13 protein-coding genes and 2 pseudogenes are annotated in these 18,839 nt (G+C 70.1%); 3 read left to right on the top strand and 12 right to left on the bottom strand.

The window, feature by feature from the left end:
- Positions 1–70: 70 nt before the first annotated feature.
- Complete coding sequence (locus B1L11_RS03395) at positions 71–1,435, bottom strand: PHB depolymerase family esterase (RefSeq protein WP_079313078.1); 1,365 nt, start codon at positions 1,433–1,435, stop codon at positions 71–73.
- A gap of 256 nt (positions 1,436–1,691) precedes the next feature.
- Here B1L11_RS03395 and B1L11_RS03390 point away from each other — a divergent pair, with 256 nt between their 5' ends.
- Positions 1,692–2,159: a MarR family winged helix-turn-helix transcriptional regulator gene (locus B1L11_RS03390; protein WP_256862186.1), complete on the top strand. Its 468-nt coding sequence runs from the start codon at positions 1,692–1,694 to the stop codon at positions 2,157–2,159.
- An 8-nt stretch (positions 2,160–2,167) separates the two neighbouring features.
- Here B1L11_RS03390 and B1L11_RS03385 read toward each other — a convergent pair whose 3' ends face one another.
- The 9 genes and pseudogenes from B1L11_RS03385 to B1L11_RS03355 form a co-directional block, all read right to left on the bottom strand.
- Positions 2,168–2,623: a GNAT family N-acetyltransferase gene (locus tag B1L11_RS03385; RefSeq protein WP_079313076.1), complete on the bottom strand. Its 456-nt coding sequence runs from the start codon at positions 2,621–2,623 to the stop codon at positions 2,168–2,170.
- A 78-nt stretch (positions 2,624–2,701) separates the two neighbouring features.
- Positions 2,702–3,886, bottom strand: coding sequence for an SGNH/GDSL hydrolase family protein (locus B1L11_RS03380; RefSeq protein WP_256862185.1), 1,185 nt, complete (start codon positions 3,884–3,886; stop codon positions 2,702–2,704).
- A gap of 92 nt (positions 3,887–3,978) precedes the next feature.
- Entirely contained in the window at positions 3,979–6,027 is a 2,049-nt protein-coding gene (locus tag B1L11_RS03375) for an alpha-glucuronidase (protein WP_179154953.1), read from the bottom strand.
- Complete coding sequence (locus B1L11_RS44760; RefSeq protein WP_143736868.1) at positions 6,024–6,719, bottom strand: hypothetical protein; 696 nt, start codon at positions 6,717–6,719, stop codon at positions 6,024–6,026. Before B1L11_RS44760 ends, B1L11_RS03375 begins: the two co-directional genes overlap by 4 nt.
- A complete protein-coding gene (locus B1L11_RS47890; RefSeq protein WP_256862184.1) occupies positions 6,716–7,465 on the bottom strand; it encodes a hypothetical protein in 750 nt (249 codons plus the stop codon). Before B1L11_RS47890 ends, B1L11_RS44760 begins: the two co-directional genes overlap by 4 nt.
- A 71-nt stretch (positions 7,466–7,536) precedes the next feature.
- A pseudogene (locus B1L11_RS03370) lies at positions 7,537–8,271 on the bottom strand (hypothetical protein); the annotation flags it as partial.
- A 70-nt stretch (positions 8,272–8,341) separates the two neighbouring features.
- Entirely contained in the window at positions 8,342–10,000 is a 1,659-nt protein-coding gene (locus tag B1L11_RS03365) for an extracellular solute-binding protein (RefSeq protein WP_079313070.1), read from the bottom strand.
- 76 nt (positions 10,001–10,076) lie between these two features.
- Positions 10,077–10,949 carry a carbohydrate ABC transporter permease gene (locus B1L11_RS03360; RefSeq protein ID WP_218670871.1) on the bottom strand — a complete coding sequence of 291 codons (873 nt, stop codon included), beginning with the start codon at positions 10,947–10,949 and terminating at the stop codon, positions 10,077–10,079.
- Positions 10,946–11,938 (bottom strand): sugar ABC transporter permease, encoded by a 993-nt coding sequence (locus B1L11_RS03355; protein ID WP_079313066.1) that lies wholly within the window; start codon positions 11,936–11,938, stop codon positions 10,946–10,948. The genes B1L11_RS03360 and B1L11_RS03355 overlap by 4 nt, the downstream gene beginning before the upstream one ends.
- A 332-nt stretch (positions 11,939–12,270) precedes the next feature.
- Between B1L11_RS03355 and B1L11_RS03350 the strand changes: the two genes are divergently transcribed.
- Positions 12,271–13,329: a LacI family DNA-binding transcriptional regulator gene (locus B1L11_RS03350; protein ID WP_079313064.1), complete on the top strand. Its 1,059-nt coding sequence runs from the start codon at positions 12,271–12,273 to the stop codon at positions 13,327–13,329.
- On the opposite strand, the gene B1L11_RS03345 is transcribed toward B1L11_RS03350, so the two are convergent.
- Positions 13,277–15,307: a beta-galactosidase gene (locus B1L11_RS03345; RefSeq protein WP_143736866.1), complete on the bottom strand. Its 2,031-nt coding sequence runs from the start codon at positions 15,305–15,307 to the stop codon at positions 13,277–13,279. The two genes, B1L11_RS03350 and B1L11_RS03345, sit on opposite strands and share 53 nt — an antisense overlap.
- Positions 15,308–15,568: 261 nt before the next feature.
- Between B1L11_RS03345 and B1L11_RS03340 the strand changes: the two genes are divergently transcribed.
- A complete protein-coding gene (locus B1L11_RS03340) occupies positions 15,569–17,446 on the top strand; it encodes an ATP-binding protein (protein WP_079313060.1) in 1,878 nt (625 codons plus the stop codon).
- A gap of 78 nt (positions 17,447–17,524) precedes the next feature.
- Here B1L11_RS03340 and B1L11_RS03335 read toward each other — a convergent pair.
- Positions 17,525–18,771: pseudogene (locus B1L11_RS03335) on the bottom strand (MFS transporter); the annotation flags it as partial.
- Positions 18,772–18,839: the final 68 nt, after the last annotated feature.

Below are 18,839 nucleotides of genomic sequence, written 5' to 3'. Positions count from 1 at the left end.
GGCCGCGCCGCCCCCTGACGGCTCGCGGCGCGGCAGGGGACGGCAGGGGCAGGGTGGGGCCGAGGCCCGGTCAGGCGACGGTGCAGGCCGCGCCGTTGAGGGCGAAACCGGCCGGTGCGGTGTTGCTGCCGCTGTAGGAGGCCTGGAAGCCGAAGCTCGTGCTGCCTCCGGCGGGGATGGCGGGGTTGTAGGAGACGTTGCGCGCGGTGACCTGGGCGCCGGACTGGGTCACGCCGGCGTTCCACGCGTTGGTGATCTGCTGGTTGCCCGGCCACGTCCAGGTGACGGTCCAGCCGTTGACGGGAGCGGTGCCGGTGTTCGTGATCGTGACGTCCGCCGTGAAGCCGTTGTTCCAGGAATTGGCCCTGTAGGTGATCCGGCACGCGCCGCCCTGCTGCGGATTCGACGGGCTCGCGGACGGCGAGGGGCTCGGCGACGGGCTCGCGGGCGGGCTGGCGGACGGGCTGAGGGACGGGCTGACGGTGGCGCTCGGGCTCGGGCTGCTACCGGTGAGCCCGAAGAACTGGATGGCGACCGCGGCCATGCCGCTCATGGGGAGACTGTGGCCCGCGCCCTGGATGGTGTACGCCTCGACCCGCACCGTCCCCGAGGCGTCGGCGTAGCGGCGGCGGCTCCACCCGGACTGCGGCGTGTCCGTGGAGGTCGGCGTCTGGCTCAGGCCGTGCACGTTCGTCCACTGCTTGATCTCCTCCTCCAGTTCGGCGTAGGAGACGACCGTGTCGCTGGTGCCGTGCCACAGCTGCATGCGCGGCCACGGCCCCCGATAACCGGGGTTCGCGTTGCGGACCGCGTCGCCCCACTGCTGCGCGGTCTTGCCCACGCACGGGGAGGAGTTGCCCCCCGGGCTGTAGGCCGCCTCGTTGGGGAAGCACGTGAACGGCACGCCCATGAACGCCGCGCCCGCCTTGAACACCTCGGGATACAGGGCGAGCATGGCGTTGGTCATCATGGCGCCCGAGGAGGCGCCGGTCGCGAACACCCGGTTCGGGTCGCCGTGATACTGCTGCTCGACGTAGGTCACCATCGACATGAGCGAGACCGGGTCGGTCTGGCCGCCGCGCACCTTGGACGCGTCGGACCAGTTGTCGAAGCAGTTCATCTTCTTCGACGCCGACGGATAGATCACGATGAAGCCGTACCGGTCGGCCAGCGACGCGAACTCGGTGGACGAGTAGAAGCCCGGCCCCGAGCCGCCGCAGGTGTGCATGGCCAGCACGATCGCCGGATTCTGCTGGGCGCTGTTCGGCACGTACACGTACATGCGCAGGTTGCCGGGGTTGGCGCCGAAGTTCGTCACCTCGGTCAACGTCGCCGCGGCGGCGGGATGTGCGGACACCAGCGCCGACACCAGGACCGCGGCGGCGCACAGCACCGCGGTGACCGCGCCGGCGAGCGCCGTGAGTAATCGCCTCATCCGCTCCTCCTTTTCCGATCGGCGGCGGCCCCCTCTTTTCGCGTCTTTTCCACGCACGTTCGCGGAACCGCCGCTCACTCGCAGGTAGTGACGTCAGCCGGTATAGGAGCGGAGACGCCCGGCGGTCAAGACACGCCCCCAAGGGCTCCGGCGATCAAACAGGCATTTCCACTGCTTATCAAGGCACTTGCTATCAATTGACTTGATAGCAAACCGCGAAACTTACATTCCGGAGATCGCGCGGTATGGTCGTCCGGTGACCGCCCGCCGCTCCCGTCCCGCCGCCCAGCCGCCCGCGCCCGCGGCACGCCTGAGCTACCTGGTGTTCCGCCTGGAGCGCCGCATCCGCGCCCGCCTGGACGACGCGCTCGCCCGGCACGGCGTCACCACGACCGAATACATGGCGCTCAGCGAACTGCGCACGCGCGACGGGGTGTCGTCGGCGGAGCTGGCCCGGATCGCCTTCGTCACTCCGCAGGCGATGAACCTCGTCATCCGCGACCTGGAACGGCGCGGCCTGATCCGCCGCGACCCGCACCCGGACGGCGGCCGCACGCTGTGCGCCCGCCTCACTCCCAAAGGGGTGGCCGTGCTGCGGCGGTGCGACGATTCGCTCGACGACATCGAAGCGGTCATGCTCGAGAAGGTCGACGACGCGACGCATGAGACCCTCAGGGAGGGCCTCACCGTGTGCGCGCGGGCCCTACGCCCCGACGCGTACTGACGACGTCGTCAGAGCAGCCTGGTCATGAACACGCTGTGCGGATCGGGCCGGTAGCCGGCGAAGGGCTCACAGTAGCCGAACCCGAACTTCTCGTACAGCCTCCTGGCGGGCAGGAAGAAGTCGGCCGAGCCGGTCTCCAGGCTCAGCCGGGTGAAACCCATCCGCCCGGCCTCGGCGATGATGTGCGCCAGCAGCAGGGACGCGATCCCGCTGCGCTTGCGCGCCGCCGAGGTGCGCATCGACTTCAGCTCGGCGTGCTCCGGGTCGAGCCTCTTGATCGCACCGCAGCCCACGATCGTGTCGCCGTCCATCACCGACCAGAACGTGACATCGGGCGTGCGCAGGCCGTCGAGGTCGAGGGCGTGCTTGCTCTCCAGGGGCGTGATGGACCGCATCTCCCGCACGTGTTCCCGCAGGAACTCGGCGATCTGCGGGCCGGACAGGTCGTCCTCGACGATTCTCATCGCGCTCGCTCATCCAGGGTGCTCAGTGACGTCGGTGGCCGGGGAACACAGCAGGACGCCACTCTAGCCGCCGCCGCGTCAGTCGAATCCGAAGCCCGGGGGCAGCGGCTCCCGCCGGAACAGGTGGGCGGGCACGGCGTCGGCGAGGGCCTGGTAGCCCGCCGGGTTCAGGTGCAGGTGGTCGCCCACGTCGTACGCCGCGAGCAACCGGCGGGGATCGGCCGGGTCACGGGCGGCGCGGTCGAAGTCGATCACCGCGTCGAACCGGCGGCCGGTACGGATCCACCGGTTGACCGCCTGCCGGGCCGCCTCCCGGTAGCACCGGGCGTCGTCGTAGGAGGCGTTGCCGCCGAACGGCGTCAGCGTGGCGCCGTAGACGCGGACGCCCCGCGCGTGCGCCCGCGTGACGATCTGGTCGTAGGCGAAGATCAGTTCGTCGGCCACCTGCTTCTGCGCGGCCGGGCTCGCCTCGGCGGTGCCGATGTCGTTGACCCCCTCGAACAGGACCAGCCAGGCCACGCCGCTCTGGGCGAGCACGTCGCGGTCCAGCCGGGCCAGCACGTTGGGGCCCAGTCCGTCGTTGAGCACCCGGTTGCCGCCCGCCCCCTGGTTGACCACCGCCACACCGGAGGTGGCGCGCCGGGACTGGAGGCGGTCGAACAGCCGGTCCGGCCAGCGGTCGTTGCCGTTGGTGGTCGAGCCCCGGCCGTCGGTGAGCGAGTCGCCCACCACCGCCACTGCGGCGACCGGCGGCTCGGCCCACACCTCCACCCCGCTGAGGAAGTACCAGTGGTCCAGCGCGGTCGCGCCGGGCAGGTCCGCGGCGTCGGCGTGGTCGCCGGCCAGCAGGAACGAGGTGGTTCGCGAGCCCGGATGCGAGGTGATGCTCGCCGAGCGCTGGCCGTCGGCCAGATGGACCGTCACCGTCAGGTTCGACCGAGGCGCCGGCTCGACGGTCAGCGGGTCGGAGACCGCCTGCGCCCCGACCGGGACGGTCACCGACGGGCGGCCGTGGAAGGTCACCGGCCGCACCGTCTCCGGCCGGATCGCGCTCACCCCGGCCCGCCCGCCGACCGGCAGCGCGACGGTGACCTTCGTGATGGGCAGCGCGGCGCCGCCGAAGGCGTTGGAGAACCGCAGCCGTGTCCGCCGCCCGCCCACCGAGACCCGGACCGTCTGCCGCAGCGTGGCATCGGCGAGAACGAGGTCGTCCCGGGCGAACGGCCAAGGCGGCATGTTGTCCGGCTCCGTCAGCTGCGGCATCGCCGTCCAGGTCGCGACCCAGCGTCCTTCTGCCCTGTGTTCCTCTGCCCTGTGTCCTTCCGCCCTGTAGACGCCGTCGCGTCGTGGTTCCGTCATGGGATGTGGCGACCGCGAACGTCGGGTATGCCCGACTTGCGGAAGAAGTAGGCGTTGATCTGGTCCCGCCACTCCTCCGCGCAGCGGACCTGCTCGTCGAGAAGCTCTTTGACCCGGGCGTGCAGGGACGGGTCGAACAGTCCGGCGGCCTCCTCCCATCGTCGCCGGGCCTGTTTTACCTGCTCGGCCCCGGCGAAGTGGGTGTCGTAGATGTGCTGGATGACGGTCGATCCGCTGTGCAGCACGTGTCCGTACGGGACGTGATGGAAGAACAGCAGCAGTTCGTCGGGGCACCGGTCGAGCGACTCGTACACCTCCGACCACGGCGGCGGGTACTGGCCGGTGAAGCCGGTCCCGGTGGCGCGGGTGCGGTCCACGCCGACGCCGTCCCGGTCGGCGAAGTGATAGGTGCCCCACGGCGTGTACTCGTATCCGTCCACGTCGGGCCCGTAGTGGTGGCCGGGACGGACCATGAACCCGACGCCCAGCGGCGCGGTGTACCGCTCATAAGTGCGCCAGGAGTCGTCCATGATCGAATGTAGGGTGCGGCGCAACCGCTCGACGTCTGCGCTCGTCCCGGACTCGCTCACGGGCACGAAGGTGAGGTCGATCCACTCGTCGAGGATCGCCGCCGGGTCCGACCACGGGTCCCAGGCGAGCCTGCCGAAGGCGTACAGGTTGGCCTGGGCGAGCGGATGACCGGTCCAGTAGGGGTCGTCGCCCACGTTGGAGACCCCGACGAGCCCGCCGCCGTCTCCGTCAGGTCCCCCGGCGACGTCGGCCACGGCGGTTCCGTCCGGTCCCCAGGGGCGGAAGCCGAGCACCTCGCGCCACATCGGGGCGAGGTAGCAGACGTGCCGCTGCTGGCCGGTGTACTCCTGCGTCACCTGGAGTTCGACGGCCAGGCGGGTGGCGGGCATGGCCGCGATCACCGGCGACACCGGCTCGCGCACCTGGAAGTCGATCGGGCCGTGCTTCACCTGCAGGATCACGTTGTCGCGGAACCGCCCGTCGAGCGGGGCGAAGTGGTCGTACGCGGCGCGGGCCCGGTCGGTCGTCCGGTCGCGCCAGTCCTGCCGGTGGTTGTAGACGAAGGCGCGCCAGTGCACGACCCCGTCGTACGGCGCCAGCGCCTCGGCGAGCACGTTCGCGCCGTCGGCGTGGTCGCGCCCGTACGCGAACGGGCCCGGCTGACCCTCCGAGTCGGCCTTCACCACGTAGCCGCCGAAGTCGGGGATCGCGTCGTGGACCCGATCGGTGACGTCCGTCCACCACTTGCGTACGTCCTCGTCGAGGGGGTCGGCGCTCGGCAGCCCCCCGAGGACGACGGGCGAGGCGAAGCTCACCGACAGGTGGACCCGGATCCCATACGGCCGCAGCACGTCCGCGATCGCGGCGACGTCGCCGAGCCGGTCGGTCAGCAGGCGGGCCTCGGTGGCGTGCACGTTGACGTTGTTCACGGCGACCGCGTTGATCCCGCAGGCGGCCAGCAGCCGCCCGTAGGCGCGCACCCGGGCCAGGTCGCCGCGCGGCCCGCCGTCGTGCCAGAAGATCGACCCGCCCGCGTAGCCGCGCTCGACCTGGCCCATCACCGGGTGCACGTCGACGTTGTCCCAGTGGTCGAGCATGCGCCGCCGCGTCGCGGGCCGGTGCTGCTCGGCCTGCCGCTCGCCCGTGAACGCCGACTCGCCGAGCCGTACGACGTGGAACAGGCCATAGAGCAGCCCGGCGGGATCGTCGGCGAGCACCACCGTGACGCCGTCGTGCCGCGCGAGCAGGTATCCCTCGGCGCCGGTCGCGGAATCGCGCCGGACCCCGATCGCCGCCCGAGGCTCCGCCGTCGTGAGCGCGAGCACGAAATCATACTGCCCCGCCGTCGGCGCCGCGCGCACGCGCCCGCCGTACTGCACGCAGGCCCGCGCCACCTCGTCGTGCACGGTCTCGACGAGGAGCCCGTCGCCGAGCACGGCCGTGCGGCGCGAGCCGATCGCCCGGAACGCCTCCGGCGGCAGCCACGCCGGGTGGACGGGATCAGGGATCGTCACGAGGCCCCCTCGACGGTGAACCGCTCGGTGACCTCGGTGATCATCGGGCGGCTGTTCAGCAGCAGCGCCGACGCGAACACCGAGGCCAGCAGCGCCAGCGCGGCCTCGGTGGCGACCAGCGTGACGCCGGTCGCGACGACCAGCAGGCAGGCGTTGGCCAGCGCGACCCGGGGCGAGGAGAAGAGGAAGTAGGCGGCCAGGCGGGCGACGTCCCTCGCCCGGAAGGCGAACAGCGATGTGATCACGAGTGCGTTCGCGCCCCAGAGGGCCGCCGCCAGCGCGATGAGGACCAGCAGGATCGCCCACCACCCCGGGACCCCAGCGGCGCCGAAGTTCGCGAGCGTCGATCCGACGACGGTCAGCCACGCCAGCCACGGGATCCAGAGCTTCATCACCCCGCAGACGTTCATCCGGTAGCCGCGCCAGAACGCCGTCGCCGGATGGAGGTCCGTCAGGTCGAGCCGGCGGTGGTGCACCGCGTACAGCGCGGCGGACAGCGCCGGGCCGGCCGGGAGCGCGCAGGCCGCGGCCAGCGAGACGTTGGCCGCGTCGTGGCCGAGCAGGACGAGCCCGGCCAGGCCGGGCGCGGTGGTGACCAGGACCAGGAGCTCGACCACGAGCAGCGTGTAGACAAGCGCGGAGGCGCGTGAGAGCGGTCCCTGGCCGAACCGCCGCATCGTCGTCTCGGTCATGGCGCGGCTTCCCCATCCGAAGCGAGCGCGTTCAGGCCGAGCAGGCGGCCGTCGTCCCATCCGTCCCCCCAGGGCGGGGTCTCGTCCACCACGGGCGTGATCTCCAGCAGGGTGACCTCGTGGCGGTCGAGGGTGATGTCCAGGCCGACGCGCCCGCCTTCGACCGGCAGGCAGCGATGGCTGCGGACCGGCTCGGCCGCCTCCCGCAGCGCGTCGAGCTGCCGGGGCCGGGGGGACGCGGGGCGGCCCATCTCGCACCACGCCCTCCAGGCGTTGCCCTTCTCCTCGCTCACCGACGAGCGCAGCAGGAAGGCGCGGCCGGACGGGGAGCCGACCGGGATCGACAGCCGCACGGTGTGCCCGTCGACGGGCGGACCGCCGGTGACGTCCACCGGCGCCCATGCCAGCGCGGTGACCCGGCCGGAGTCGTCCCGCGTGACCAGGTGGTCCGGTCCGCGCGCCAGGATCTCCTCGCCCATCCGGGCCATGAAGGCGTACAGGTGGTAGGTCGGCTTCTTGATCTGGCGGTGGGTCAGCAGCCCGAAGCCGCCGTGGAACAGCGACGTCGGCACCCCTGCCTCCTCGAACACGTCGCAGAACGTCCAGTAGGAGAAGGAGTCGGCCAGGTCTCCCCCGGCGGCCAGCACCGGCGCGAGGTACGCGGCGTGGAAGGCCGTGTCGTGGATCGGGTTGTCGGGCCGGTAGGAGGAGTTGAACTCGGTGATGTGCACGGGTAGGTCCGCCATCGGACGCCCCGGAGCTGCCGCCGGGGTGTGGCGAACTGCTCCAGCAGCCGCGACGGCGGGGCCAGCGTCTGGTGCACGCCGAACGGCACGTGCTGGGCCGGGCCGGAGGTGTAGGCGTGCCGGCTGACGAAGTCGATCGGCAGGGACCGCTCGACGACGAAGTCGGCGAAGCGCACCAGCCAGTCGTCGGAGCCGGGAGAGATGGCAGGCCCGCCCACCTGGAGCGAGGCGTCCACGTCCTTGACGGTGTTCGCGGTCACCTCGTACAGGCGGTGGTAGGCGTCCCGGTCCGCGTCGAGCCAGAACTCCTTGAGGTTGGGCTCGTTCCACACCTCGATCGGCCAGGTGCGCACCTGCTCGAGGCCGTACCGGTCGACCAGGTGCGTCACCGTGGCCCGCACCAGCGCGGCCCACTCCTGCCAGTCGCGGGGCGGGGTGATGTTGCCGCGCCACCAGAACACGGTCTGGTCGCCGGACGCGAGCCCGGACGGCATGAAACCCAGCTCGACGAACGGCTTGATCCCGAGGTCGAGGTAGGCGTCGATCACCTGGTCCACGTAGGTGAACACGTGCCGCACGTGCCGGGTCCCCCGGTACTCGTACGGCCGGTGGACGCCCACCCCGTCGCTCAGCAGCCCGTGCCCCCGGATGTGCCGGAAGCCGATTTCCCGCTGCACCAGCGCCAGCGACTCCTGGTAGTCGCGCCGCAGGGCCAGGTCGAAGCGGCCGGTGCCCACGCAGAACCGCCAGGCGTCCGTGAGCCGGTTGGGGGTCTCGTCCGGAACATCGGGGACAGGATCGCGCATCGTCATCCTTCACTCACCGTTGCCGACAGCGCGCGCCGGCCGTGGGACAGGCACGGCCGGCCCGGGCCGCTCAGCCGTGCTCCTTCTTGTAGCGCTCGTACGCGCCGTTCACGAGGTTCATGTAGGACGACACGTTCTTCGCCTCGAGCTCCTTGACGTACGCGTCCCACTCGTCGAAGCTCCGCTTGCCGAGGATGAAGTTGAGCATGTTCTGGCTGACGTGGTCCTTGAGCGGCGTCTCATACAGCGAGGCCTGCTCGCGCTCCTCGTCGGTGAGCGGATGGGGAGGCGCCACCGGCAACGCCTTCCTGGCGTTCATCGTCTTCTGGAACTCGATCTCCTCGTCGGAGAAGGTCGACTGGAGCAGTTCGGTGCTGCCGCCGTAGGCGAACACGCCGTTGGAGAAGCCGAAGTCCTTCTGCAGGTGCTTGGGCGCGCCGGGGTTGAGCCCGACGAAGTCGACGTCCTTCGCCAACTGGAACTTGCCGGAGGCGTCCTTGGTGTACGTCGTCCCCTCGACACCCCACTTGGCGAACACCTGGCCCTCGTCGGAGTACCAGAGCCAGTCGATGAACTGCATCATCGCGACGAAGTTCTTGCTGTCCCGGGCCTTCTTGGAGATCATGACGCCGTTCTCCAGGCGGGTGGTGTTGGACCCCGCCTTGATCGGGCCGAGCGGCCCGATGGGCACCGGGATCTTGATCAGCCTGGCTTTCGGGTCCGCCTTCTTCAACGGCGGACGGTACTCGTTGACCAGCGTCTGCGCGTTCGTGCTGATCACGAAGGACTTGCCGGACACCAGCTTCTGGATCGCCTGGTCGTCCTGCTGCGTGAAGCTCTCCGGGTCGAGCAGCTTCTCCTTCACCAGCGTGTTGAGGAACTGCAGCGCCTGCTTGAACTGGTCCATGGCGCCCACGTAGGCGAACTTCTGCGCGGTGGGGTCCCACATCACACCGTTCGTGTAGCCCCACCCCCAGGGGGCGCCGTAGCCCGTGCCGAGGTAGTTCATCAGGGCGCCGCCCGGCGTGGAGACGGTCCCCCACCGATCGGAGAAGGGGTAGGAGTCCGGGTGCTCCTCCTTGATCGCCTTCAGCACGGTGTGCACGTCGTCCCAGGTCTGCGGAATCTCCAGGCCGAGCTTGTCGAGTACGTCGGCGCGGACCGCCATGGTGTAGTCCACCCAGTAGTCCTCGTGGAGGCCGGGGAGCACGTAGAAGCGGCCGTCGGCCTGCCGGAGCGTGTCAAGGTCGGGCTGCAGGTTCCACTTGGCGACCTTCTCCTTGAAGTTCGGCATCAGGTCGAGGTAGTCGCTGACCGGCAGGACGGCGCCGGAGGCGACGAAGGGGGTCTCCTGGCCGGGGTAGGTCTTCGGGATGATCATCGGCGCGTCGCCGGCCCCGATCAGCAGGCTGCGCTTGTTCTCGTAGTCGCTCAGCGGCACGACGTTCGGCTGGAGCGTCACGTTGGTCCGCTTCTTCAGCTCGGACCAGAACAACCAGTCGTCCTTGATCGGATAGAACGGGTGGTTGTTGTACAGGATGCTGAACGACACGGGAGCAGTGGCCTTGAACTGCGTGCCGACGCCGTAGTCGGCCATCGCGCCGTCGCGGTTCACCGCGAAGTCGTCGCCGTTCTTCTTGCCGCCGGAACCGCCGTCGCTGCTGCAGGCGGCGAGCGCGAGGAAGGCTCCCACGGCGACCATCGCCTGACGCCGGTTGATCTCATACATGAAAGGGGGGTCCTTTCCCTGGGGAGACGAGCTGGGGAAACGGGCTGGGTGGAAGCGGAATGAGAGGTCCGGCGTGTTATCCCTTCACCGCGCCGAGCATGACGCCCTTGACGAAGTACCGCTGGACGAAGGGGTAGACCACCAGGATCGGGATGACGGTGAGCACCATCGTCACGGACTTGATGTTGGTGGCCACCGTCATGTCGGTGGCGTCGGCGCCGACGGACGTGCCCGTGGTGGCGCCGGCGATGAGGTTGCGCAGGTAGACGGTCACCGGGAACAGGTCGTTCTGACTCATGTAGAGGAAGGCCGCGAACCACGAGTTCCAGAACGACACGGCGTAGAACAGCACCATCGTCGCGAGGACCGCCTTCGACAGCGGCAGCACGATCCGGAGCAGGATGCCGTAGGTGCTCATGCCGTCGATCGCGGCGGCCTCCTCAAGTTCGGCCGGCAGGCCCTCGAAGAACGCCTTCATCACCAGGAGGTTGAAGACGCTTACCGCGTTCGGCAGCACGATGGCCCAGATGCTGTCCTTCAGCCCGAGGCTGGAGATGAGGATGTAGTTGGGGATGAGCCCGCCGGAGAAGAACATCGTGAAGACCGCTATCCCGATCAGGAACGTGCGGCCCTTCAGGTGCTTCTTCGACAGGACGTACGCGTAGCACGTGGTCATGACCATCGCGATGGCCGTGGCGACGACCGTGTAGATCACCGTGTTGCGGTAGTTGATCCAGAACGTCGGGTCGGAGGCCACGAACTCGTACGTACGGAAGGTGAACCCGACGGGGACGAGGTTGACCTTGCCGGCGCGGATGGCGAACTCGTCGCTGAGCGACCGGGCGACGATGTTGACGAAGGGGTACACGGTCACGACCACGACGCCGGTCAGAATGATCGCGTTGACCACCCGGAACACCCGGTAGCCCCGCGTCCTGTCGACGGTCACCACAGGCTCGTCCCCACCGTGCGCCGGGAGATCAGGTTCGCCGACATGACCAGGGCCAGCCCGATCACGGCCTCGAACAGGCCGATCGCCGCGGCGTAGCTGAAGCTGTTGGAGACGATGCCCATCCGGTAGAGGTACGTGGAGATCACGTCGGCGGTGGGATACGTGAGCGGGTTGTAGAGCAGCAGGATCTTCTCGAAGCCGACCGCCATGAACGTGCCGATGTTGAGGATCAGCAGGGTGACCGCGGTCGGCCGGATGCCGGGGAGGGTCACGTGCCAGACCTGCCGCCACCGGCTCGCGCCGTCGATCCTGGCCGCCTCGTACAGCTGCTCGTCGATGGTCGTGAGCGCGGCGAGGTAGATGATCGTCCCCCAGCCCACCGTCTGCCACATCTCGGAGGAGACGTAGATCGTCCGGAACCAGCCGGCCTCCTGCAGGAACGCGATGGGCTCGTTGCCCGCCGCGCGCAGGAGCTGGTTGACCGGCCCGTCCACCGACAGCATCTCCATGACCAGCCCGGCCACGACCACCATCGACAGGAAGTGCGGCAGGTAGGACACCGACTGGACGAACCGCTTGATCCTGCGGCCGCGCAACTCGTTGATCAGCAGCGCGAGCACGATCGGCGTCGGGAAGCAGAACAGCAGGGTCAGCGCGCCGATGACCACGGTGTTGGTGAACACCTGCCAGAACGACGGGTCGTTCAGGAACATCTTCACGTAGCGCAGGCCGACCCATTCCTCGCCCAGCACGCTGCCGCCTGGCTCGAACTTCCGGAAGGCGATGACGTTCCCGATCATCGGCAGATACCGGAAGACCACGAAGAACAGCAGCGGGAGGATCGCCAGCGAGTAGAGCTGCCAGTCACGGCGCAGCGCCTGTCGCCACGTGCGGCGCGGCGGGCGCTGCTTACGCGCGGGATCGGGCCGCGCCCGCCGGGGATCCCCGGTGTCCGGCGACGCGTCGATCGTCCTGGTGGTGCTCATCCCGTGCCTCCGGTGCCATCCGAACGGATCCACGGCGGCGCGTGCGGCCGCCGAAGGGGGCGGCTTCGCGCACCCCGCACCGGGAAACGGCACGACAGCGCGAACCGAAAGTTTCGAAAGTTCTCAGTAATATTGCGGAAATATAGGACCCGGACATGGGTGCGTCAAGAGGGCAGTCAATTGCCGAGACTCCGCCCTAGCCGAGCCGAATACACCCTGGATCTCGGCATATCTCAGGGCCTTTCGATGGTAGAGTTTCGCGAAACTTTCGGAAAAACCGACGAGCGGACAGATGACCAGCCCTCCCCGCCCGCGATCCACGCCCCGCCACGATCGCGTCCATCGCCGAAGAGCTCGGTGTCTCGGTGACCACGGTCTCCAAGGTCCTCAACGGCCGGCCCGACGTGGCGCCCGACACCCGCGAACGCGTCGAGGCCGGCCTCGCGCGGCACCAGTACCGCCGCCGCCCGAAGCGGCGCGCGCTCAAGGGGCAGATCGACCTCGTCTTCCACCAGCTGAACTCCGTGTGGTCCATGGAGATCATCCGCGGCGTCGACTCCGTCGCGTCCGCCGCGCGGATCGAGGTCGTCCTCTCGCAGTTGGGCGGGGCGCACCGGCCCTCCGACGAATGGCTGGACGGCGTGCTCGACCGCCGGCCTCTCGGCGTGCTGTTCGTCCTGTGCGGCCTGTCGCAGGCCCAGCAGCAGAGGCTGCGGCGGCAGCGGATTCCGTTCGTCGTCGTCGACACCGACGGCGAGACCTCGGCGTCCGTGCCCGTGGTCGGCTCGAACAACTGGGACGGCGGCCTGCTCGCCACGCGTCACCTTCTGGAGCTGGGCCATCGCCGCATCGCGGTCGTCTCCGGCCCCCGCGACGTGCTGTGCAGCAGGGCACGCGTCGCCGGTTTCCGGGTCGCCCATGACGAGGCGGGGCTCCCCGTCGATCCCGACCTGGTCCGCTACGGCACCTTCTACGTGAACGCCGGCTACGAGCACGGCATGGATCTCCTGACGCGTACGGACCGGCCGACGGCGATCTTCGCCGGTTCCGACCTGCAGGCACTCGGCGTCATCCGGGCGGCCAGGCGGCTCGGCCTCGACATCCCGGGGGACCTGTCGGTCGTCGGATACGACAACGTGCCGGCCGCCGCCTGGATCGACCCCGCCCTCACCACGGTGCATCAGCCGTTGTCCGACATGGCGGCCGTCGCGACCCAGACGCTGCTCGACCTCGCCCGCGGCCTGGACGTCGCCGTGAACCGCATCGACCTCGCGAACGAACTCGTGGTCCGCGAGAGCACCGCGCCTCCACGGAAGCCGCCGGGCGGCCGGGCCACGGTCACGCCTGCCGCGCCCGGCGGACGACCGCCGCTCCGAGAGGAGGCACGGTGACCTCCCCTGACGCCGGCAGGCCGGTGAGGAGGTCCGTACCGGGGTTTTCGAGAGGAACGGCGACGGCCGCCTCCGCGTCGTGGTTGAGGAGGAAGAGGTATTCGTGCCCTTCGTCCTCGCGGACCGTGCACTCCAGGTGGGCGGGGAGGCCGTCGTAGCGGTTCCCCACGCCCGCCGCTCTCAGCTCGCCGATCAGCACCCGGTCGAAGGCGTCCTGTTCGAGAAGGGTGGCGAAGTAGACGACCCGGCCGGTCCCGAAGCGGTTGGCGACGACCGCGGCGCGCCCCTTGAGCAGTCCGTCCGCGTAGGTCGCCAGTGCCGTCCCGGTTTCGAGGTGGATGTCCTCGCGCCACCAGTCCGCCGTCGCCGTACGTCCGTCGGCGAAGTCGACGGTGAACCGCTCGCCGGGACGCGCCGGCCAGTATTCGTCGATCTTCGCGCCGATGAGGCGGCGGAAGGCGCCCGGGTAGCCGTCCGGCCGGACGCGGTTACATTCGTCCACCACGCCCGAGAAGAAGGACACGACGACCGTCCCGCCGCTGCGGGCGAACTCGGCGACGGCGGCGACGCCCTCGTCGTCGACAAGGTACGCGTTGGGCACGACCAGCACCTTGTACGGCGACAGGTCGCTCCGGGTGGACACGACGTCGACCGCGTAGTGGTGCTCCCACAGCGGCCGGTAGTGCCGCATGACGGTCTCCACGTAGCTGAAGTCGTTGCGGGGCAGGCCCCACAGCTCCTCCAGCCCCCACCAGCCGTTCCAGTCGAACAGGACGGCGACCTCGGCCCGCGTGGTCGTGCCCGCCACGGGTGCGAGCAGCCCGACCTCGCGGCCGAGGTCCGCGACCTCCCGGAAGGTGCGCGACTCCGGACCGGAGTGCGGCAGCATCGCGGAGTGGAAGCGTTCGTGCCCGCCGCGACCGGCCCGCCACTGGAAGAACATCACGGAGTCGGCTCCGCGCGAGACCGCCTGGAGCGAGCCGAGCCGCATCCGGCCTGGCTCCTTGACCACGTTGAGCCTCCACTGGCTGACCGCGCTCGTGGCCTGCTCCATGAGCAGCCACGGCCGCCCGCCCTTGAGCGACCGGAACAGGTCGAACTGGAAGGCCGACGACACGTGCGAGTCCGGCTCGGCGGGGTCGGGGTAGATGTCCAGGGCCGCCGCGTCCTCCTCCGGCGCCCACCGCCAGTAGTCGGCGTTCCGGTAGAAGCGCATGAAGTTGGTGACGATCGGAATGTCGTCGCGAAAGGAGCGGACGATGTCGCGCTCGGCGACGAAGCACTCCAGCAGGGCGTCGGAGGTGAAGCGCTTGAAGTCCAGGATGCGGCTGGGATTCATCCACGTGCGGGGGACGCTCGGCACCTCGACCTGGTCCCAGCCGGTGTAGACCTGCCCCCAGAAGCGGGTGGTCCACGCCTCGTTGAGGGTCTCCAGGTCGCCGTACCTGCGCTGCAGCCAGCGCCGGAAGCCGTCCGAGGCGGCCTCGTTGTACGCGGTAGGGCCGTACTCGTTGCTGATGTGCCACATGGCCAGGGCGGGATGGAAGGAGTAGCGCTCGGCGAGCCGCCTGGTGATGTTCGCCGCGTGCTCGCGGTAGATCGGGGACGAGGGGTCGTAGTGCAGGCGGTTGCCGAAGCCGAACCGCTCGCCGTCGGCCATGACCGGGAGGACTTCGGGGTGCCGGTGGGTCAGCCAGGCGGGCGGCGCGGCCGTGGGAGTGGCCAGGTTGACCGCGATGCCGTTCTCGTGGAGCAGGTCCATGACCTCGTCGAGCCAGCCGAACTCGTACGTGCCGGGCTCCGGTTCCAGCGAGGCCCACGCGAAGACGCCGAGCGACACGAGGTTCACCCCCGCCTCGCGCATGAGCCGGACGTCCTCCCGCCACACGGCCCGGTCCCACTGCTCGGGGTTGTAGTCCCCGCCGTACGCCAGCCCGCCGAGACGGTCCATGAGTACGCGCATGCGAGCGTCTGTCATCCGTCACTCCCCGGCGGAGAGGTCGTCGCGAGCTGCCAGTAGAGCTAACCGGACGTACAGGGGTGAGTCAACCGGCAACCGGCGCACGAGCACCCGCCGACGGCCTGCCACGTCCGGATGCCGGGCGACCCCGGATTATCCGGGGTCATTCCGTGGCCGCGGCGGACGTGCAGGGCTGCTGATCCGGTTTTAGCCTGAAATCGCCGCCGTAGCCGGCGGCACCGGGGATCTGTCGGGGGAGGACAGCGAAGGAGCCACGACATGGCGAAACCGCCCAACGACCACGGCGACGGCGACGGCGACGGCGTGCGACTCTTCCTCGACTACCTGGCGCGGGCGCGGTCGGCGGCCTGGAACCCCTCGGCGCAGTGGCTGTCCCGCCACTCCGGCATCCCGAAGACCACGGTCGAGTCGCTCATCCACGGCACGCGTAAGCGGCTCCCGAACTGGAGCGACCAGGTCGAGCGCCTGCTGGAGGCCTACCGAAAGAAGGTGGCAGAGGACAAGCGCGGGGATCCCGACGCGGTGCTGGGGGCCATGACGGCGTGGAAGCAGGCCTATGACGACGCGCAGAACGGCCGGCCGCCGACCTGCCCTCTCCCGATGGCCGCCTCCCCCGCCCCGCCCCCGGCCGCAGCGGAACCGGGGCGGCCGATCGGACAGTTCCGGCCGCTGGACCTGGAAGTCCATCCGGCGATTCGCGTCGACACCGCCCGTCGGGAGTTGGAGGAGTTACCCGCCTACATCCCTCGATCGCATGACGAAACCCTCGCCCAGGTGGTCCGCGAGGTGCAGGAAGGGGCGTCCCGGCTGGTCGTGCTGGTCGGCGACTCGGCGACGGGCAAGACCCGCGCCCTGTGGGAAGCGGTTCGGACCCTGCCCGAGCCGTGGCGGCTATGGCACCCGATCGAGCCGAGCCGTCCGGCGGCGGTCCTGACCGAGCTGAGGTCGATCGGCCCGCACACCGTGGTGTGGCTGAACGAGACCCAGCACTATCTGCTCACCGCCGATCCAGCCGTCGGGGAGCGGATCGCCGGCGGGCTACGGGAGTTGCTGCGTGCTCAGGAGCGAGGGCCGGTGCTGGTGCTGGGCACCCTGTGGCCCGCCTACTGGAAGACTCTCACCGCGGTCCCGCACGCCGGTCGGCCCGATCCGTACGCCCAGGCCCGCGAGCTGATCAAAAGCGCCAGCATCCGCCTTCCCGAGTCCTTCGCCGGCACCGACCTCGACACCGCGGGTCGGCAGGCGGCGAACACCGGCGATCCCCGTCTGGCCGAGGCCCTGCGCCGGGCCCCGGAGGGGCGGTTGACCCAGTACCTGGCCGGTGGTCCGGCTCTGCTGGAGCTCTACGACAACGCCGAACCCGGCGCCCGCGCCATCCTGGACGCCGCGATCGACGCCCGCCGGCTCGGTCACGGCCCAGCCCTGCCCCGCCGCCTGCTCGCAGAAGCCGCCCCCGGCTATCTCAGCGACGAGCAATGGAACCTGCTCGACGACGACTGGGTCGAAAGCGCCTTCGCCTACCTCACCGACCACCGCCCCTGCAGGGGAGCCCGCCCGCCGCTGACCCGGATCAAACCCCGTCCCGACACCGGTCACGTCCCCGCCGCACACGGTGAAGGCGAGCCGGCCTATCGCCTCGCCGACTACCTCGAACAACACGGCGCCCGCACCCGCCGCTTCCTCTGTCCCCCCGCCACCTTCTGGAACGCCGCCACCCGGCACGCCGCCTCGGTGAGCGACCACCGCGCTTTCGCTCAGGCCGCCCGCGACCGCGGGCGCTATCGGCACGCCTCCGCGCTGTACCAAGCAGTCGCCGACGCCGGCGACACCAGCGTGCTGCGGGAGATGGCGCGGATCCGGGAGCAGGCCGGCGACCACGAAGGCGCAGAACGCCTCGCCCGCGCCGCCGCCGACACCGGCAACACCTCCGCGCTGCGGGACCTGGCGCGGAAGCGGGAGGAGGCCGGCGACCACGAAGGCGCGGAACGCCTCGCCCGCGCCGCCGCCGACGCCGGCGACGCCACCGCGCTGGACGACCTGGCCAAGCGGCGAGTGCAGGAGGGGAAGGGGGGCCGGTGGGCAAACCTGGCGCGGTTCGGGCTGGAGGCGGATGGGTCAGCTGCCGGACCGTGGTGAGGCGACACGACCGTGTACAACGGTTCCCAGGATCGTTCTCGACGCCGGTCAGCTCGACGTTCACGGTCACCGGCCTGCTCACGCCGACGGGCGGCCCACGGCGGAATTCCGAGCCGCGACCGGAGAACGGCGCGACCCGCCGTCGCGCAGCGGGTAGAGGAGGTAGCAGCCGAAGGCCAGCGCCAGCGCGGCCAGGGGCACCACGCCCATCGTCAGCCGGACGCCCGTCACGACGGACTCCGGCTGGACCGCGGCCCCGCTGTGATAGCCCGATCGGGACAGCACGACGGTGATGACCACGGCCTGCAGGGACACCGCCCAGCGGACGATGAACCCGTTCATCCCGAAGTACATCCCCTCGCGGCGGGTGCCCGTCCTGTGCTCGTCGTCGTCGATGACCTCGGCGAGCAGGATCTCCAGGAGCACGAGCATGCCCGCGATGCCGACGCCGACCGCCGCCCCGGTGACCGCCGCGAGGGCGAGGTTCCCGACGAACAGGAACGGCACGAGCGCCGCGCCGTACACGACGATCGCGGCGAGGACGGCGCGGCGCGGCCCGATCCGGATGGTGACCCGGCTCCACACGTAGACCATCGGGATCGCGGTGACGAACACCGCGCCCAGGATGACGGTGTTGGCGGAGTCGGCCTCGCCCAGGGCGTACTTGGTGAAGAACGGGATCCCGCCTGCAGCAGGGCGAAGGTCAGCTGCAGCAGGAAGCTGCCCGTGACGTACGTGACGAAGGCGCGGTTGGCGAGCGTGTAACGGAGCGCGGCGAGGAACCCGAAGCTCTCGCGCTCCGCGTGGGCCCGTTCGGCCGAACCGCGCAGCGACAGCGCGAAGAAGGCCAGCGCCACGACGCCGAAGGACACGCCCATGGCGGCCCATCCGATGGCGCCGTACAGCAGGGGCGCCGCGGCGACGCCGACGATCATGCCGACGATGGCGAACATCTGCCGCCACGACGCGGCGGCGGCCCGCTCGGCGATGGTGGTGAACATCTCGGGGAACAGCGCCACGTAGTTCAGCACCACGACGACGAAAAGCACGTCGTAGACGAGGACCACGACCAGGAAGTACCAGAACCTCGCCGTCGCGCCGTCCACGAGCGGGATCCAGATCATGGTGAACGCGGCGGCCAGCGGCGCCATGCCGATCGCGATGTACGGCACCCGCCTGCCCCAGCGCGTGCGCGTCCGGTCGGACACGTGCCCCACGAACGGGTTGAGCACCGCGTTGACGATGCCGTGGATCACCATGGCGACGCCGATGAGCGACGGGTCGACGCCCAGGTGGTCGACGTAGTAGAAGGTGGCGAACGTCGCGAACGCCTGGCTGAGCAGGTTGACCGACAGGTTGCCCGACCCGTAGGCCAGCACCTGGCCGCGCTTCA

The organism is Microbispora sp. GKU 823 (genome assembly GCF_002027145.1).
Lineage (GTDB): Bacteria > Actinomycetota > Actinomycetes > Streptosporangiales > Streptosporangiaceae > Microbispora > Microbispora siamensis.
Note: the sequence above shows the minus strand (reverse complement) of the source record. Positions and strands in the feature narration are given on the sequence as shown.

Excerpts from the sequence above, each read along its gene's own strand:
- B1L11_RS47890 (WP_256862184.1), bottom strand. The coding sequence starts at position 7,465 with ATGGCGGACCTACCCGTGCACATCACCGAGTTCAACTCCTCCTACCGG.
- B1L11_RS03380 (WP_256862185.1), bottom strand. The coding sequence starts at position 3,886 with ATGCCGCAGCTGACGGAGCCGGACAACATGCCGCCTTGGCCGTTCGCC.
- B1L11_RS03355 (WP_079313066.1), bottom strand. The coding sequence starts at position 11,938 with ATGAGCACCACCAGGACGATCGACGCGTCGCCGGACACCGGGGATCCC.
- B1L11_RS44760 (WP_143736868.1), bottom strand. The coding sequence starts at position 6,719 with ATGACCGAGACGACGATGCGGCGGTTCGGCCAGGGACCGCTCTCACGC.
- B1L11_RS03345 (WP_143736866.1), bottom strand. The coding sequence starts at position 15,307 with ATGACAGACGCTCGCATGCGCGTACTCATGGACCGTCTCGGCGGGCTG.
- B1L11_RS03385 (WP_079313076.1), bottom strand. The coding sequence starts at position 2,623 with ATGAGAATCGTCGAGGACGACCTGTCCGGCCCGCAGATCGCCGAGTTC.
- B1L11_RS03395 (WP_079313078.1), bottom strand. The coding sequence starts at position 1,435 with ATGAGGCGATTACTCACGGCGCTCGCCGGCGCGGTCACCGCGGTGCTG.
- B1L11_RS03340 (WP_079313060.1), top strand. The coding sequence starts at position 15,569 with ATGGCGAAACCGCCCAACGACCACGGCGACGGCGACGGCGACGGCGTG.
- B1L11_RS03365 (WP_079313070.1), bottom strand. The coding sequence starts at position 10,000 with ATGTATGAGATCAACCGGCGTCAGGCGATGGTCGCCGTGGGAGCCTTC.